Below are 15880 nucleotides of genomic sequence, written 5' to 3'. Positions count from 1 at the left end.
TACTCGCACTTTATAAAAAATATAAAGTGCGAAGGGTCATTAAAAGTTAATTTACACATTACTGCGTCTAATTGCTAAGTCTTCTGTTATTTTTTGCGTCATCGCTGAGGTTAGCGGATAAATAAGCATCAATGCGGCGCCTAAAAAAGCAAATGCGGCGGGTATCCAGCTCATAAGTAACTGCATACCAGGTAGGGCTTGTGTGATTGTTAGCTCATCCATACCGTTATAGCCGTAGCCTGCAAGTACCACTAATACTAATGCACCTGCAAAACCACCACCGGTTTTTTGCACAAATGTACCCGCTGAATAAATTAAGCCTGTAGCGCGGCGTTTGTTTTTCCACTCTGAATAATCGGCTGAATCGCCAAGCATACTAAAGAACAATGTTGGCATCATCGCGGCAAAAAATTCAGCAGCGCAACCAAAGGTAAATACAACAATAAGGTTATCACTAGGTACCCAGTAAAACGCAGTAGTGAGTATGCCGCTTAGCATTAATGAAGCAATAAAAAGGTTTCGTTTACCCATAATTTCGGCCAGTTTACCTGTGGCAAGTGCGCCAAATATAGATACAACCAACAAAGCAATAAAGTATTGCCCAGCCATGAGTTCATTGGCTACGTGATACTTAAAGTAGTACGCAATTACACCGTATTTTATGCCATTAAACATCATGGTTAAAAAACCAATGCCGAGTAACACCAACCAAGGTTTGTTGGTCAGAAGATCAACCATGTCGCGCTGTGATCCCGTTAAGCTTTGCTTATCTTTATTGAGTAATTTTTTAATAACGAATGTCATTGCAGCCATAACAAGGGCAAAAAATACGCCGCTGTATAAATCGCGGTAATAAAAAAACAGGGTGGTAGCAAGCAAAGGTAGGATTATAAATGGCAGGCTTTTGGTTAAATCAAACAACTCTGATTTTAAATTCCCTTCATTTGAGGCGTGCGGTGTTACACGCTCTTTGGTAGTCGCAAACGTTATAATCATTAAAATAATAAGTAAGCTGGCAAATAAGTACATAGTAAGCTGATAGCCTTTGGCGTTGTCGCCGCCACCAAAAAATGCCACTAGCTCAGGTAAAAAACCCATAACCAATAAGCCACCAGTAAACGCACCTGCAAACCTAAAACCAGAGAGCTTTGTGCGCTCTGTATCGTCTGGTGTCATTACGCCCATAAGTGCCGAGTAGGGCACGTTACTTACGGTGTAAGCAAGCGTTAAACCTATGTAAGTTACGTAAGCATAAATAAGTTTATTGGTGGTGCTAAAGTCGGGTGTAGTAAAACACAACACCATAAACAAGCCCAAAAACGGTGCCGAATAGAGTATCCATGGGCGAAATTTACCAAAGCGCGACTGCGTTCTGTCGGCAATCATACCCATAATAATATCGGTTACGCCATCAGATAGCCTTACCACTAAAAACAACATGGCAGCGGCAGCCGCCGATATGCCAAATGTATCGGTGTAAAACACCGCTAAATAAGCAAGCGCGCCGCGCCACACTAAGTTAGCGCCGGCATCGCCCATGGCGTAACCGACTTTTTCGTATAAAGGGAGTTTGTTCACTGTGTGTGTTCTTATTGTTATAAGCCGAAAAATTATCGGCTAGTTATTAGGTTACTGTACGCTTTACCGCTGGCTTTAACAGTTCGTTTTTGTGTGTTGTAGTCTACGTGTACTATTCCAAAACGTTTTAAATATCCTTCAGCCCATTCAAAGTTATCCATTAGGCTCCAAGCAAAGTAGCCATCTACTTTTACACCTTGCTCAGCTGCGTTATGTAGGGCATTTAAATGCTCGTGGTAATATTCAATACGGTCGTTATCTTTGATTTCACCGTCTTTAAATTCGTCAGCCATGGCTGCACCGTTTTCGGTAATATAAATAGGCGGTAGGGTGTATTTTTCGTTTAACGATACAAGTAACTCTGTAAGTGCTTTAGGATAAATTTCCCAGCCTATATCGGTCATTGGCGCTTTATGTGGCAGCTCATGGTAAAAGTCGGTTTCGCTTGCTTGATAATGCATGCGGGTATAAAAGTTAACCCCTAGGTAATCTAGCGGTTGAGCAATTATTTCCATGTCGCCATCTAAAATATCTGGGCGGTGGGCTTTAGGTAATTGCTTAATAATATCAGGGTATTTACCTTGCATTACAGGCTGCATGTACCATTGGTTTATATAGTCATCAGCAAATGCAGTAGCTTTTAAATCGTCTTCACTTTGGGTAACTGAGTAACAAGGCGTAAAGTTAAGTACAATACCGTTTAGTGTATTTGGGCTATTTTTAGCAAGTACTTGCATAGCCAAACCGTGACCCAGTAATAGGTGGTGCGCGGCTTTACGACCAAATTCTCGACCTACTATGCCAGGTGCATGTACGCCTATTTCGTAACCTAAGTAAGAGCTGCAAAAAGGCTCGTTTAAGGTGGCGTAAGAGTGCACACGTTCCCCAAAAGCTTTGGTAATTAAATCTGTGTAATGTGCAAATTCGTAAGCGGTGTTACGGTTTAGCCAGCCACCTTCATCTTCAATATGTTGTGGTAAATCCCAGTGGTACAGCGTTACAAAAGCTTTAATGTTACGGCGTTTTAATTCATCTAAAATGTCGGTATAAAACTTAACGCCTGCCGGATTTAAGTGACCGCTTTTAGTCATTACGCGCGGCCACGAAATCGAAAGTCTGTAAGCGTCTACACCTAATGATTCAATTAAGTTTATATCGTCTTTCCAGCGAGTGTAGTGCTCGCAGGCTACATCGCCATTTGAATTATCGACTATATTGCCTTCTTTACTGCAAAAGGTATCCCAAATACATGGCAAGCGATCAGCTGCGCCGCCTTCAATTTGAAATGAGGCCGTAGCTACACCATAAGTAAAATTTTTGGCTAAAAGTGGTGAGCCACTAGGTAAAGATAATTGTTTCATTAAGAGAAAACCTCTGCTTCTTTTTTGGTAAAGGTTGCTTTGTATATAGCGTGTATTAAATCCAATATTGGAAGCGCTTCCATATTTAATTTGATTAATCACTAAGGATGGTATTTAATAACTTTAAGGAAGCGCTTCCATATTTAGGTTAGTGGCTATTGTTAAACAGGTCAATAGTTAAATTTAAATAACAAATAGGCGCTCACAAAATCACACTGACACAACACAGGGCTATAAAAATGAAAAAAAGCTTAAACACTAACAGGTTACACATGCTCCCTATTTTAATAGGAGGATTATGCGTTTTAAGTGGGTGTAACAAACAAGAGATTAACGCAAATAATAGCCAAAGCGCCGTAGCCAAAAAGGCTGAGCATGAGCAAGGTAATTTATCACTTTGGCCAACGCTTAAAAGCAAAGTAGTTAAAACGCCCGAAATTGAAAATACAATTGCACAGTACTTAAAAACAATGACGCTTGAGCAAAAAGTAGCGCAAATGATCCAACCTGAAATTCGCGATATTAGTGTTGAAGATATGCGCAAATACGGTTTTGGCTCGTATTTAAATGGCGGTGGCTCGTTCCCAAATGCTAATAAACATGCAACGCCTGCAGATTGGATAACGCTTGCGGAGAGCATGTATAAAGCATCGGTTGATGACTCAATTGATGGCAGTAAAATTCCAACCATGTGGGGCACCGATGCCGTACATGGACATAATAACGTTATTGGTGCGACGTTATTTCCGCATAATATTGGTTTAGGTGCTGCTAATAACCCCGCATTAATTGAGCGAATTGCAGCAGCTACTGCAATAGAGGTAATGGCAACAGGCATAGATTGGGTGTTTGCACCGACTGTTGCGGTTGTGCGCGATGACCGATGGGGCAGAACGTACGAAGGCTACTCAGAAGACCCTGCAATTGTACGTGAGTATTCAGCCGCAATTGTAAACGGATTGCAAGGCAGAGCCGATGAAAACTTTTTAAGTGACAAACGCGTAATTAGCACTGTTAAGCACTTTTTAGGCGATGGCGGCACGGTAGATGGAGACGATCAAGGCGACAACATTGATAGCGAAGAGACGTTATATAACATTCACGCGCAAGGTTATATAGGAGGCTTAACCGCAGGTAGTCAGTCGGTTATGGCATCGTTTAATAGCTGGAATGGTAAAAAAAATCACGGCAATAAATACTTACTTACCGATGTACTAAAAACAAAAATGGGTTTTGATGGCTTTGTTGTAGGCGATTGGAACGGGCACGGACAAGTTGCCGGCTGTACAAATGAAAGCTGCCCGCAAGCTGTTAATGCCGGGCTTGATATTTTTATGGTGCCAACGGGTGCTTGGAAACCACTTTATGAAAATACAATTAAACAAGTAAAAGCGGGCACAATAACAATGGCGCGAATAGATGACGCCGTAGCACGTATTTTACGCGTTAAATTACGCGCGGGTTTATTTGATAAACCAAGCCCTGCAAATCGAAAATATTCAGGTAAATTAGAATTAATAGGTGCGCAAGCACATCGCGATATTGCCCGCCAAGCGGTAAAAGAGTCGTTAGTACTGCTTAAAAACAACAACCATTTATTACCGCTTAACCCGTCAAGCAACATACTTATAGCAGGCGATGCGGCCGATAACATAGGCAAGCAATCGGGCGGTTGGAGTATTACGTGGCAGGGAACTAATAATCAAAATGCAGATTTCCCTGGGGCAACGTCTATTTATGCGGGGTTAAAAGCGCAAATAGAGGCTGCTGGCGGTAACGCTATTTTAAGCCCAACGGGTGAATTTACTAGCAAACCCGATGTAGCCATTGTTGTATTTGGTGAAGAACCATACGCAGAGGGGCATGGCGATAAAGACAACCTTGAGTTTGAACGTAACAATAAACGCTCTCTTAAAATATTAAAAACATTAAAGCAGCAAGGTATTGCGGTGGTGTCGGTGTTTATATCGGGCAGACCAATGTGGGTTAACAGCGAGCTAAACGCGTCAGATGCATTTGTAGCAGCATGGCTTCCTGGCACTGAAGGGCAGGGTATTGCTGATGTTTTACTAGCGGATGCAAGTGGGCAGGTACAATACGACTTTAAAGGTAAGTTGTCTTTCTCGTGGCCTAAATCGCCACTTCAAACCGCAGTAAATAAGGGCGATGCTGATTACTCGCCATTATTACCCTATGGCTTTGGCTTAACCTATAAAGATGAAAGTACGCTTGGCAATAATCTAAATGAAGACTCAGGTGTTGATATTAGTAACCTTGCGCCGTTATCTATATTTAATGGCAGCTTTAAAACACCGTGGCGTTTGTTTTTAAATTCAAACAGCGAGCAGCACCAAGTAGCAAGTAATAGTGTAAAGCTTGGCGGTATTACTTATCGCACTGAAGACAAAGCGATTCAAGAAGATGCGATGCAATTTAATTTTGATGGCACTACAGCCAGCTACATCGAAATTAATAGTAACTTTACCGAAGATAAAGTGGCCTACATTGAAGCCAATTCAGCCCTTAGCTTTAGCTATAAAGTAAACCAAATACCTAGCTCACAAACATACCTTGCAATGAAGTGCGAACAAGGCTGTGGCGGCGAGCTTGATATTACCAGTGATCTTGAAAATGCTGATTTAAATACATGGCAAACCATGAGTATAGATTTAACGTGTTTTGCTAAAAAGGGCGTTGATTTTGCCAGAGTAACCAGCCCTTTTATTATTAAAACGGCAGGAGAGCTTAACGTTTCAGTTGCAGATATTAGCTTTGAACCACAAAGCGCTAAAAGCGCCGTGGTTAAGTGTGAGTAATAAAACGTAAAAGTTGTTGTGTGTACCAAAAACCCTTAGTAATAAGGGTTTTTTATGCTGGGCAATATTGCTTTAAAAACACATGATGGGGTGGTAATTGGCTTACGCGTTGCTCTATTTGTTGCTTAATACCGTGTAAAAAACGGGTGAGTTCTTCGTCGCTCATCATGCTGGCTATTAAGTGATGTTGATTAGGCTCAATACCTTGACCAAGCATAACTTGCACCCATGAATCGACTCTAAAAATGTCGCCATCATCTAAAAATACACGGCCGGTTTGTTTAAACAAATCAATTTTATGCTGAAGTGTTTTTGGCACTTCCATGACATTACAATGCTGCCAAAACTCACTGTCATCGCGATTAGTTACTTTGTAGTGCAGCACAATAAAGTCGCGAATATTTTCAATTTCGCTTTTAAGCTGTTTGTTGTATTCGTCAATGGCGTGATTGGTAATGCCATTAAACGGAAATAAACGCATAAAGCGAATAATACCCGACATAATTAAGTGAATGCTGGTGGACTCAAGTGGTTCAACAAAACCGCTAGCAAGGCCAAGCGCTAGGCAGTTTTTGTTCCAGCCTTTTAAGCGGCGCCCTGTTTTAAATTTAATTATACGGGGCTCTGTAAGCGCCTCGCCTTCAATGTTATTTAATAATAGCGCTTTGGCTTGTTCGTCATCCATATATTGGCTGCAATAAACTAATCCGTTGCCGACACGGTTTTGCAGTGGTATACGCCATTGCCAACCGCTTTTATGGGCAATAGAGCGGGTAAGTGGCAATACGGTATCGCTGATTGATTTTGTTTGCACCGCAATGGCGCTGTTACACGGTAGTAAATGCGACCAGTCTTCGTAGCCAGTATGCAATGCTTGCTCTATTAATAAACCTCTAAAGCCGGTGCAATCAATAAAAAAGTCGCCGTTAATGTGCTCGCCATTATTTAAAATCAATGATTCTATATGGCCCGTTTTAGTGTTTTTTACTACTTTTTGTATTTTACCTTCAATGCGTTTTACACCTAATGGCTCTGAAAATTCACGTAAAAACTGCGCGTAACGCGTGGCATCCATATGGTAGGCATAGTTAATAGGGTTTTGCTGATTAAACGCAAATTTACCGGCTTTAGCCGCTTGCAGCTCGTAGCAGTAATCGCCAAATGGGTCGTTTATTCCAAGTGCTTTACCTTGCAGCCAAAAGTGATGAAATTCACCCGCCCAACATTCTTTGCCCGTTGCGCCAAATGAGTGAATATAACGCGTGTTTTCATCGCCCCAGTTTTCAAAGCTAATACCGAGTTTAAAACTGGCTTGAGTGGCTTTCATAAATGCTTGCTCGTTTATACCCAGCAATTTATGAAATGTCCGAATAGGCGGAATTGTTGCTTCGCCAACACCTACAGTGCCAATATCGTCAGATTCAACAAGGGTTATGTTTATATTGTTACCAACTAGTTTAGCAAGTGCCGCTGCGGCCATCCAACCTGCAGTGCCGCCTCCAGCAATTACTACGTTTTTAACAGCGTTTGTTTTAGTCATTATTTGGCTGCCCATTATTTGATAAAAGATGATTTAAAAGCGCGCGATTACTTGGCAGTCCATTTAAGCACTGCGCTATTTTTTCGCGATTTTGCTGATAATAGTAATCCCCAGCACGTGGGTCGTTAAATGTATTTTGTGCAGAGACTGTTTGTGTATCAAAGCCCATGCCATATAAAACGTATTGGTAACTGCTTGATGAAAACACTTCTTCGTTTTCAATAAAATCAAAGCGGCTAGGGGGCTGAAATTGCCAAAGTTTAAGTAAGTTTTGCAGGCGCTCGGGCGCGGTATTTAAATTACTAATATCTTGCCAATAAGGAGTGTCGTCGCGCTCGCTTAGCACATAATGAAGTTTTAAAAACTCAATAACGCGGCGCCAACGAGTGCTAAAACGCTCATTAAAACGCGTTTCAAGCTGGCTCATGTGGGTGCCGTTTTGCGGTAGTTGCTCGCTTATCATGCTAATTGAAAGCTCAACCATAGCAAGAGCTGACGCTTCAAGCGGCTCTAAAAAGCCAGCAGACATACCCACGGCAACACAGTTTTTAATCCAAAATTTTTGCCTGTAACCAGGGCTGAATTTTAATACGCGGTAGGTAAGTTGCTCAGCTTGTTGCTCACTGGTACTTTTAGCTATGTAGCTTTTTAGAGTATTTGTGGCGCTTTCATCACTTTGATATTTACTACTAAATACATAACCTGTACCACGGCGTGTTGGCAGGGCTATATCCCAAATCCAGCCGTTACTTTGCGCTGTAGATAGCGTAGCAGAGGCAATTGGTTGATTGATGTGTGCATTAGGTATTTGCGCCGCAACAGCGCTGTTATTAAATAAAATATGATCTTGCGCTATAAACTCACTATTAAAATGCTCACCAATTAAACGAGCACAAGAGCCTGAGCAATCTATAAATAAATCACCTGTTATATCGCCATTATTATTTGTTTTTAATGAAGCAATATAGGCATGCTCGTCGTTAATAACCTCGGTTACATCGTCAATAATATGTGTAACGTTTAGATTTTTAACACAGTGATTTTTTAAAAACTCAGCAAATTTACCCGCATCTAAATGATAGCCATAGTTGGTGACCGCTGCATATTCGGGTGTTTGTAATTGCTTTGGTGCAAGTGCTGCTTGGCATACAAAGCTTTGCATATTAACAACGTCGGCAAATTTTTGATCAGGTGCAATACGTTGCCAGCTGGCGTGTAAATTAGTGTGCTCGTAGCCTTGTGGATTCATAAAAGGGTGGTAGTAGTTTTCTCCCTCGCTGAGGTTGCGCCAATTTATAAATTTAGAACCTTGCTTAAATGATGCGTCGCACTGGGTTATAAAATCACTTTCTTTAATGCCAATGCGCTGTAGGGTGTTGCGCATTGACGGCCATGTGCCTTCGCCGACGCCCAATATAGGCACGTTTGCCGACTCCACTAACGTTACATCAAGGTGCGGGTGTTCGGCAGCTAATAAGCCTGCGCTTAGCCAGCCGGCAGTACCACCACCTAAAACGACTATTTTTGTTATTGGTTTGGTCATGAGTTAACACCCTAAAGTTGATAACAATTAAACTAGCATTAATACTGTTTTAAATACAAAAAAGCCGCTAGTAAAAACTAACGGCTTTACTTTGTATCACCTTTAGAAGTTGTAACGCATACCAATATTGTAACGTGCACCTAGCTGTTGTAGGTTCCACAATTGAACTGACGCACGGCCATGTTCGCGGCTGTTTTGTTCAGTAATGTTAAGGCCTTCAACAAAAAACGATAGTTGTTCGCTGTAGTTGTACGCAACATTAAAGTCGATTTGATAATATTCTTCAGTAAAGCCTGGCTCGTTTACGTATCGAGCTGCGCTATTTAAAAACTTATCACGCCAGTTGTAAGCAATACGTGCTTGAAAATCATCGTTTTCGTACATTGCAATAAAGTTAGCTGTATCGCTTAAACCCACTAGTGCAAATTGTGTTGTAGTAGGGTCAGCGTTTACATCAAAGTCTATGTCGCCATTAACTGTGGTGTAGTTTGCTTGCACACCAAAACCGCTTTCACCAAAAAAGTGCTGAAAGGCAATTTCAAAACCATCAATGGTGGCATTTTTATTGTTGGTAGGTACTTGCGCTGTAAATTCTAGTAATGGGTCATCGCTGTTAGCAATTACATCGTAAGCGGCTTCAAACTCTTCGTAGGTCATAGAGTCAAAATCAACGCCATTTTCTGTTGCGGCAACCATTTGAAATAAGTTTGAATCGGTTAGAGCAAGTCCGCGAGATTCTAGCTCAGCAATGGCAGCTTGTGCGCGAGGACCCGCTGTTGCATCGCGTAATCCGTAGTAGTTTTGCGTCATTGGTGTTAAACCAATAAAGTTTTCAATGTCTTTAGTGTAATAACCTACCGACACATAACTAGTTTCTGCAAAGTACCACTCAGCCGATACATCAATATTATCTGATTCTAGCGGCACTAAACCAGGATTACCCGTTGACGCTGTAGCCGGTGAAGAACCCGCTAAAAGAGTAGGGGCACCTGGTACACCAACAGTCGCTGCTGAACTTAAGTTATCGTAAGTTGGGCGAGCAATTGTCGTGCTATAAGAAAAACGCGCTTTTACGTTTTCAATTACTTCTATGTCAAAGTCAAAGCTTGGTAAAAAGTGATCGTAGCTAGATTTAAGCGTGAAATCTTCTTTAGCTGAGCCAAAACGAACATTAAAGTCGTTATTACCTTCCCACGCTACTGCGTTAGGTAAATCGATATTAGCCGTTGAGGTAATGTCGGTAGACTCTTGGCGCGCGCCAATAACAATGTTGTATGGCATATCGCCAATGTAACCATTGTAAGTAAATTGCACAAACGCAGCGGTTATGTCTTCTTCAATGGTGCGGTTTGTTGCAAATGCGCCATCGGCTGCAAAGTTAAAACCGTATTCTTCACCTGCCCAGTAACCAATTTGAGATGCGCTGCCAGTATAACCTTGGTTGAACGAGCCCGATGTATCGTAGTCGTCAAACTCAGCTAAAAAGTTTGTTGGGTTTAAGTAGCCATCAGGTAGTTCGCCTGGGTTTTCTATACCCCAGTTACCCATTGTATTACGTGTAAGTGATTGCAGTGAATGGCTTTCCATAGAGCGAGACTCTATACCAAAGTCAATTGCGCCGTTTTCAATTTCGTATTTACCATGGATTCTAAATTCTGTGATTTCAGATTCTTGGCGAGCAAAGTTAGAATCTAAAATAGACGTACCCACATCAGAGGCATCTAACGTGTTATTACAATTTAGGTTATCTCGGCGGCAATCATCAAAATCGATACTCATTGATGGAAGCTCGCGGCTAAAATCAACTTCTTGTGCGTTAACTACGTTTGCGCCTAAGCCTGCGTTTACCCAGCTGCCGTAAGGTGCATCTGGTTTGCTAGTGGCTTTTGAATTGTGCGCATCAAACATAAAGCTCAATTCTGAATTGAAATAGTATTCAACGTTTAAACCAATAGAGTCGTTTTGGTTAACTTGGTTTAGCTCTTGAAACGCTAAACCTAAATCGCGTGTTTGCTGATCGCGACGTTCTTCTCGGTAATAAATAGGAGTTTTTACCGTGTTGTCGTCAAATGTTAGCGCGCTTTTGTAGTTATCCATCCAAATTGATTGCTCAGCACGGGCTTCGAATAAATCTTGCTTAGAATATGTGTAATCAAGCGTGGCTGTTAAATCGTCAATAGGGCTGTATTGCAGCGTTAATTGCGCGTTTGTACGAGTACGTTCTCTATCGGCAATGGTGTAGCGCAAATCTGATGGCATTGAATAAAGCTGGCCAACGGCGGGTGCATTAGTTAAAACAATATCGTCTGCAGCTTGTGGGATTGTGCCGTCAAAAGCTGATGTATTCCATTGATTTACAAACGCACCAGTTGATGAGCTATCGCGCTGTTGCATGCTTGCAGTTAACGAGGCACCAAATTTAGCTTCACTGTCGGTCCAGCTAATTAAGCCCGAAAGCTCAGGTGTTATGTCATCACCAACGCGGTTTGTTGAGTCGTGTAATGCTTTTACGCCAATGCTTGAAACAAAGCCTGGGTTGTCGAGCGGGCGAGCGGTATTAATATTAATTGTTGCGCCAATACCACCTGATGCAATGCTTGCTTTACCAGTTTTATATACTTCAACCGATTTAACGCTATCAGACGCTAAGTTTGCAAAGTCAAAAGCACGAGAGCTGGGTGTACCACCGCCTGCAGGCAAAGATGCCGCCGGCATTGTACGCCCGTTTAGGGTTACCATATTGTAGTCGGGGCCAAAACCACGAACCGTTACTTTAGAGCCTTCACCATTTGAGCGATCAATCGACACACCCGTAATACGCTGTAGCGACTCGGCTAAGTTGGTATCGGGGAATTTACCAATATCTTCAGCTGATATAGCATCTACAACACCGGCGGCGTCGCGTTTTAAACGAGTCGACTCTTTAATACTGCTTTTAAAACCAGTAACTTGGATTACTTCAACATCTGTATTTGCTTCTTGTGCATATACAGGCAAAGAGATTGATGCACCTAAAATCAGAGATAGGCTGGTCGCTATCTTTGTTTTTCTTACAATATGGTTGGACATTCGGTTTCCCTCGCGCTTTTATCATTATTATTAACAGCTGGTATGGGGCTGTTATTGTGTAGTTATAAACATTGTCAAATGTGTGGAAGCGCTTCCAGAAAGATCTGTTTAAATAGATTTTGTGGAAGCGCTTCCAGAAATGCTAGTTTATATTTTGAATAGGGTCAACTGTTGTTTTAATAAAATGAGACTAAATTGTTTTTAAAATGTATGTTTTTTGGATTTAATTTTATTTAAATTATAAATTACAATTGGTTATAAAAAACCGTTTGAAATAGTGCGGTAACAACATTTTATTATAAGAAAACCAATTATTGATTAATTTAGTTATTTACACACTTTTATAAGGTGTTTAAATCAGCTTTTAATACTAGCTAAAATTAATAAATTTGCCGTTGGTCACTCAACAAAAAATAGGTACATTTGCTAACTTAGCAAAAATGCCGATGTAGTGATTATGTACAACGCGATTGATGAAAACGCATCAAGCGGCGGTTCTATCTCAGTTTATGAATCGGTCATTAAAAACCAGTAGTTGTTTAAAAAATCGTTAATTAAATCACTAAAAAGTAACGTAGTTTTTGCAGAAGATGGTTTAAAAATAAACTTATAAAGTATTGCGCATAAGGTGTTGCGAGTCGCTAGTTTTATCGTTATTTTAAAGGCTCTCTCATAGATGGATTTTATTATGCGCATTAAATTTTTAGCGAGCTTTTATTCTTTCTTCTTGTTTGCATTGTTTGGTTGTGACGATCAAAGTATGGCAATTCAAGGTAGTCCTCAGCTAAATAATAATGTAAGTAACTCACCCTCTAATCTCAAAGTCAACACGCCTTCAGCAGCTCAAACACACGAACCCGCTTTAGTGGTCGGTATGCTAGCAACACATTGTAAAAGTAATGAAGCAGCCTACATTAACGCAAAAATGCATAAAGTTGTGCGTAACCCAGATGTAAGTACAGCCTACAAGTTAGAGCCTACCGATAAAGTGCTTTCTATTTGTGTTGCAAAAGATGACTCATCGCTTAGTTATCGATTTGGTAGAGTTAATGACATAGGGCTTGAAAAAGAAGCAACACCGGATGCTCCATTTGGTAGTTACTACAGGCAAGTTGGGCGTATTGGCGAGAGTATTTTATTTTTTAGTAACGGCGAATATCATTATTATATTATTAACTCAGGCGGTATGGGCAGCGGTGTAACCGTTAATGTTTATAAAAACGATGCATTAATAACTGAGCTGTTTTCGGGTAATGATCCTTACGATGATTTTGTTATAGCAACCGATTTAAATTTCCCTAAAAAATTGGTTAGCGAAAAACAGCCATTTAATAAGCAAATGCAGTAAATAATGACTCCACAGCAGCAAAACGTAATAGAGCAAGGGCATTGGTTTAAAAACCGTAGCGCTTATTTAAAAAGCTTTTTACTAACGCAGGGCAAAACGCTCTCGCTAAAGGCTCAGCAGTCATTATTTTTGCGAGGTGATAAGCACGATGGAATTTATGCAGTACTTAGCGGCGTGGTGCGTATTAGTGGCGTAAGTAACGAAGGCAAAGAAGCCGTATTGAGCTTTATTGATTCGTCACTTTGGTTTGGCGAGGTAACTTTATTTGATGGTGGCCTGCGTACTCATGACGTATATGCACAAACTGATGTTGTGCTTTTTTACGTGCCCCAACGCGAGCTTGAACAGCTATTAAACGAACAGCCACAATATTGGCAAGAGTTTGGTTTATTGCTGGCACAAAAGTTACGCCTAATGTTTACCTCAATGGAAGATCACGCATTACTAAGCGCTGAGCAAAAAGTATGCAATCGGCTTTTAATGCTTAGCGAACATACAGAGCACTTAACACCGCTTGTTTTATCTCAGCAGCAACTTGCTGATATGACCTACCTAACGCGCCAAACTATTAATCAAATACTGCAACAGCTTGTTAGCCTACAAGCCATTAGTTTGGGGTATCAACGCATAACTGTTTTAGATAAACAAAAGTTACAGGCGCGTGCTACACAAGCTTAAATAGAGACTTTTTTATTTAGTTGGAACCAAAATTGCTACAGATAATGTAACGCAACAATGGATTTGAGCTAATGACTACAATAACCTTTAAAAATCAATATAGTAACTATAACTCTCCTGCATTAAATAAAGCGGCAGGACTAAGCGAAGTTGCGGCAACTAATACCCTCCCTAATGAAAAACCAAATGGTGTTAAAGGCATAAGCTCAACGCCTAAAGATCAAACGTTTTTAGAAAGTGCCCAAGAAGCGCTGGTTTATCAGCGCTTAGGCGTAAACAAAAACAAGATAGACGAGCTAAAAGCGACAATAGAAGAGCTCACTAAAGAGCTACAAGGTCAGGGCACAGACCCTAGCGCAATTGCTGATAAAATAGAGGAACTTCAAAAAATGCTTGAGCAAGAGTATCAAAAAGGGCGCGAGCGAACGGATATGAAAGGTGAGCATGAGCCGGGTAAAATAATTTCTGCATTTGTTTAATTTACACAATGTCGGATACCTGACATTGTTGCTGTGCTTACTTTTGCTAAAGTAAGTTTTAAATATAAAAATAAAGGCAAAACAATGAAAACACTTCAACAGCAACTTGGTAAATATGGTTTATATCATCGTTCTAAACGTAATGTACTAACGCACTTTATTGGTATTCCGCTCATTGTATTTGCAGCGTTGTGTTTACTAGCGCGTATTCAAATCCCCCTTGGTAGTGTAGTAATTGATGGCGCACAACTTTTTGTATTAGCGTCGGTTGTTTATTATTTTATGCTGAGCTTTTCGCTTGGCTTTATTATGGCCGTGATATTCACTTTACTCCTTGTTGCTGCTCAGCCCATTGCAGTAATGGCGTTTTGGCCTTGGTTGAGTATTGGCGTAGGTGTGTTTGTATTTGGCTGGGTATTACAGTTTATTGGGCACTATTACGAAGGTAAAAAACCGGCATTTGTAGATGACCTAATTGGTTTAATTATTGGCCCTTTGTACGTAACTGTTGAACTACTATTTTTAATGGGTTTTTACAAAACATTAGAAGATGAAGTAAACGCAATAGCAGGTCCTACAAAGGCGTAAAATACTTTACTAAGTACCTTTATAAAACCTAATAAATAACAATAAAAGGGCAGACAACGCATGCAATATAATAATAAAACCGTGTGGATCACCGGCGCATCATCAGGTATTGGTAAAGAGCTTGCTATACAATTTGCCGAGCTTGGAGCGCGCGTTATTTTATCGGCGCGCAATGTAGATAAACTAAACGATTTAAAAGCAACGCTTAAAGGCGAAGGGCACTTAGTTGTGCCGCTGGACTTAGCCGAGCCAGAGCAGGTACTAAGTACAGTAACAGCAAAAATGAACGAGCTTCCTACAATTGATATTTTAATTAATAACGGCGGCGTATCGCAGCGTAGTTTATTTTTAGAAAACGACTTTAACGTGTACCGCCAATTAATGGAGGTTAATTACTTTGGCTTAATTGCTCTTACTAAAGCTGTATTGCCTACTATGGTGGCAAGGCGCATTGGCTCAATTGTGTCTATTAGTAGTGTGGCGGGTAAAGTTGGTTCAAAATTTAGAACGGGTTATTCGGGTTCAAAATATGCGGTGGTTGGTTTTATGGATTGCCTACGTGCAGAAGTAGCACAACATAATATTCATTGTTTAACAATTTGCCCAGGCTCTATTAAAACAGCAATTGCGCATAATTCACTAAACGAGCAAGGCATAGCGCAAAATAAACCAGAAGAGTCGATAGAAAATGGCATGGATGTAAGCGTAGCGGCTACAAAAATGATTCGTGCCATTAGCGATAAAAAAGACGAAGTGATTATTGGCAAAGGTTTAAGTGGTTGGGCGCCTACAATTAAGCGCTTTTTTCCTACTTTGTTTAATCGCATTACTGCAAAAACAAACTATAGGTAGCGTCGTTTATTTCAAAGGCGTAAAATGC

Annotated in this window: 11 protein-coding genes; 6 read left to right on the top strand and 5 right to left on the bottom strand. The window is 40.8% G+C overall.

Features of this window, described 5'->3' with window-relative positions; translation table 11 throughout:
• Positions 1 to 51: 51 nt before the first annotated feature.
• A complete protein-coding gene (locus H5157_RS10115; RefSeq protein WP_182724632.1) occupies positions 52 to 1578 on the bottom strand; it encodes an MFS transporter in 1527 nt (508 codons plus the stop codon).
• Positions 1579 to 1610: 32 nt separating this feature from the next.
• A complete protein-coding gene (locus tag H5157_RS10110) occupies positions 1611 to 2939 on the bottom strand; it encodes a GH1 family beta-glucosidase (RefSeq protein WP_182724631.1) in 1329 nt (442 codons plus the stop codon).
• Between the two features lie 239 nt (positions 2940 to 3178).
• Between H5157_RS10110 and H5157_RS10105 the strand changes: the two genes are divergently transcribed.
• Positions 3179 to 5755, top strand: coding sequence for an exo 1,3/1,4-beta-D-glucan glucohydrolase (locus H5157_RS10105; protein ID WP_182724630.1), 2577 nt, complete (start codon positions 3179 to 3181; stop codon positions 5753 to 5755).
• Positions 5756 to 5807: 52 nt separating this feature from the next.
• Here H5157_RS10105 and H5157_RS10100 read toward each other — a convergent pair whose 3' ends face one another.
• From H5157_RS10100 to H5157_RS10090, 3 genes are all read right to left on the bottom strand, one after another.
• A complete protein-coding gene (locus H5157_RS10100; RefSeq protein ID WP_182724629.1) occupies positions 5808 to 7295 on the bottom strand; it encodes a tryptophan halogenase family protein in 1488 nt (495 codons plus the stop codon).
• Entirely contained in the window at positions 7288 to 8838 is a 1551-nt protein-coding gene (locus tag H5157_RS10095; RefSeq protein WP_182724628.1) for a tryptophan halogenase family protein, read from the bottom strand. Before H5157_RS10095 ends, H5157_RS10100 begins: the two co-directional genes overlap by 8 nt.
• A gap of 102 nt (positions 8839 to 8940) precedes the next feature.
• Positions 8941 to 11907 carry a TonB-dependent receptor gene (locus H5157_RS10090; RefSeq protein WP_182724627.1) on the bottom strand — a complete coding sequence of 989 codons (2967 nt, stop codon included), beginning with the start codon at positions 11905 to 11907 and terminating at the stop codon, positions 8941 to 8943.
• A gap of 676 nt (positions 11908 to 12583) precedes the next feature.
• On the opposite strand from H5157_RS10090, the gene H5157_RS10085 reads away from it, so the two are divergent.
• The 5 genes from H5157_RS10085 to H5157_RS10065 all read left to right on the top strand — a co-directional run bounded on the left by H5157_RS10085 (position 12584) and on the right by H5157_RS10065 (position 15852).
• On the top strand, positions 12584 to 13255 hold the full coding sequence (locus tag H5157_RS10085) for a hypothetical protein (RefSeq protein WP_182724626.1): 672 nt from the start codon (positions 12584 to 12586) through the stop codon (positions 13253 to 13255).
• Between the two features lie 3 nt (positions 13256 to 13258).
• Positions 13259 to 13933: a Crp/Fnr family transcriptional regulator gene (locus H5157_RS10080; RefSeq protein ID WP_010553509.1), complete on the top strand. Its 675-nt coding sequence runs from the start codon at positions 13259 to 13261 to the stop codon at positions 13931 to 13933.
• Between the two features lie 71 nt (positions 13934 to 14004).
• Positions 14005 to 14412, top strand: a complete 408-nt coding sequence (locus H5157_RS10075) for a hypothetical protein (protein ID WP_182724625.1) — start codon at positions 14005 to 14007, stop codon at positions 14410 to 14412.
• Between the two features lie 84 nt (positions 14413 to 14496).
• Complete coding sequence (locus H5157_RS10070; RefSeq protein ID WP_182724624.1) at positions 14497 to 15000, top strand: DUF962 domain-containing protein; 504 nt, start codon at positions 14497 to 14499, stop codon at positions 14998 to 15000.
• 60 nt (positions 15001 to 15060) lie between these two features.
• Entirely contained in the window at positions 15061 to 15852 is a 792-nt protein-coding gene (locus tag H5157_RS10065; protein ID WP_182724623.1) for an SDR family oxidoreductase, read from the top strand.
• Positions 15853 to 15880: the final 28 nt, after the last annotated feature.

The sequence above is a fragment of the Pseudoalteromonas sp. SG43-3 genome, assembly GCF_014164385.1.
GTDB classification, from domain to species: Bacteria; Pseudomonadota; Gammaproteobacteria; order Enterobacterales; family Alteromonadaceae; genus Pseudoalteromonas; species Pseudoalteromonas distincta.
The sequence above is the reverse complement of the archived record's forward strand: the minus strand, read 5'-3'. Positions and strand labels throughout refer to the sequence as shown.

Coding starts and splice junctions, on each gene's coding strand:
- H5157_RS10110 (WP_182724631.1), bottom strand. CDS start 2,939: ATGAAACAATTATCTTTACCTAGTGGCTCACCACTTTTAGCCAAAAAT.
- H5157_RS10105 (WP_182724630.1), top strand. CDS start 3,179: ATGAAAAAAAGCTTAAACACTAACAGGTTACACATGCTCCCTATTTTA.
- H5157_RS10100 (WP_182724629.1), bottom strand. CDS start 7,295: ATGACTAAAACAAACGCTGTTAAAAACGTAGTAATTGCTGGAGGCGGC.
- H5157_RS10095 (WP_182724628.1), bottom strand. CDS start 8,838: ATGACCAAACCAATAACAAAAATAGTCGTTTTAGGTGGTGGTACTGCC.
- H5157_RS10090 (WP_182724627.1), bottom strand. CDS start 11,907: ATGTCCAACCATATTGTAAGAAAAACAAAGATAGCGACCAGCCTATCT.
- H5157_RS10085 (WP_182724626.1), top strand. CDS start 12,584: ATGGATTTTATTATGCGCATTAAATTTTTAGCGAGCTTTTATTCTTTC.
- H5157_RS10080 (WP_010553509.1), top strand. CDS start 13,259: ATGACTCCACAGCAGCAAAACGTAATAGAGCAAGGGCATTGGTTTAAA.
- H5157_RS10075 (WP_182724625.1), top strand. CDS start 14,005: ATGACTACAATAACCTTTAAAAATCAATATAGTAACTATAACTCTCCT.
- H5157_RS10070 (WP_182724624.1), top strand. CDS start 14,497: ATGAAAACACTTCAACAGCAACTTGGTAAATATGGTTTATATCATCGT.
- H5157_RS10065 (WP_182724623.1), top strand. CDS start 15,061: ATGCAATATAATAATAAAACCGTGTGGATCACCGGCGCATCATCAGGT.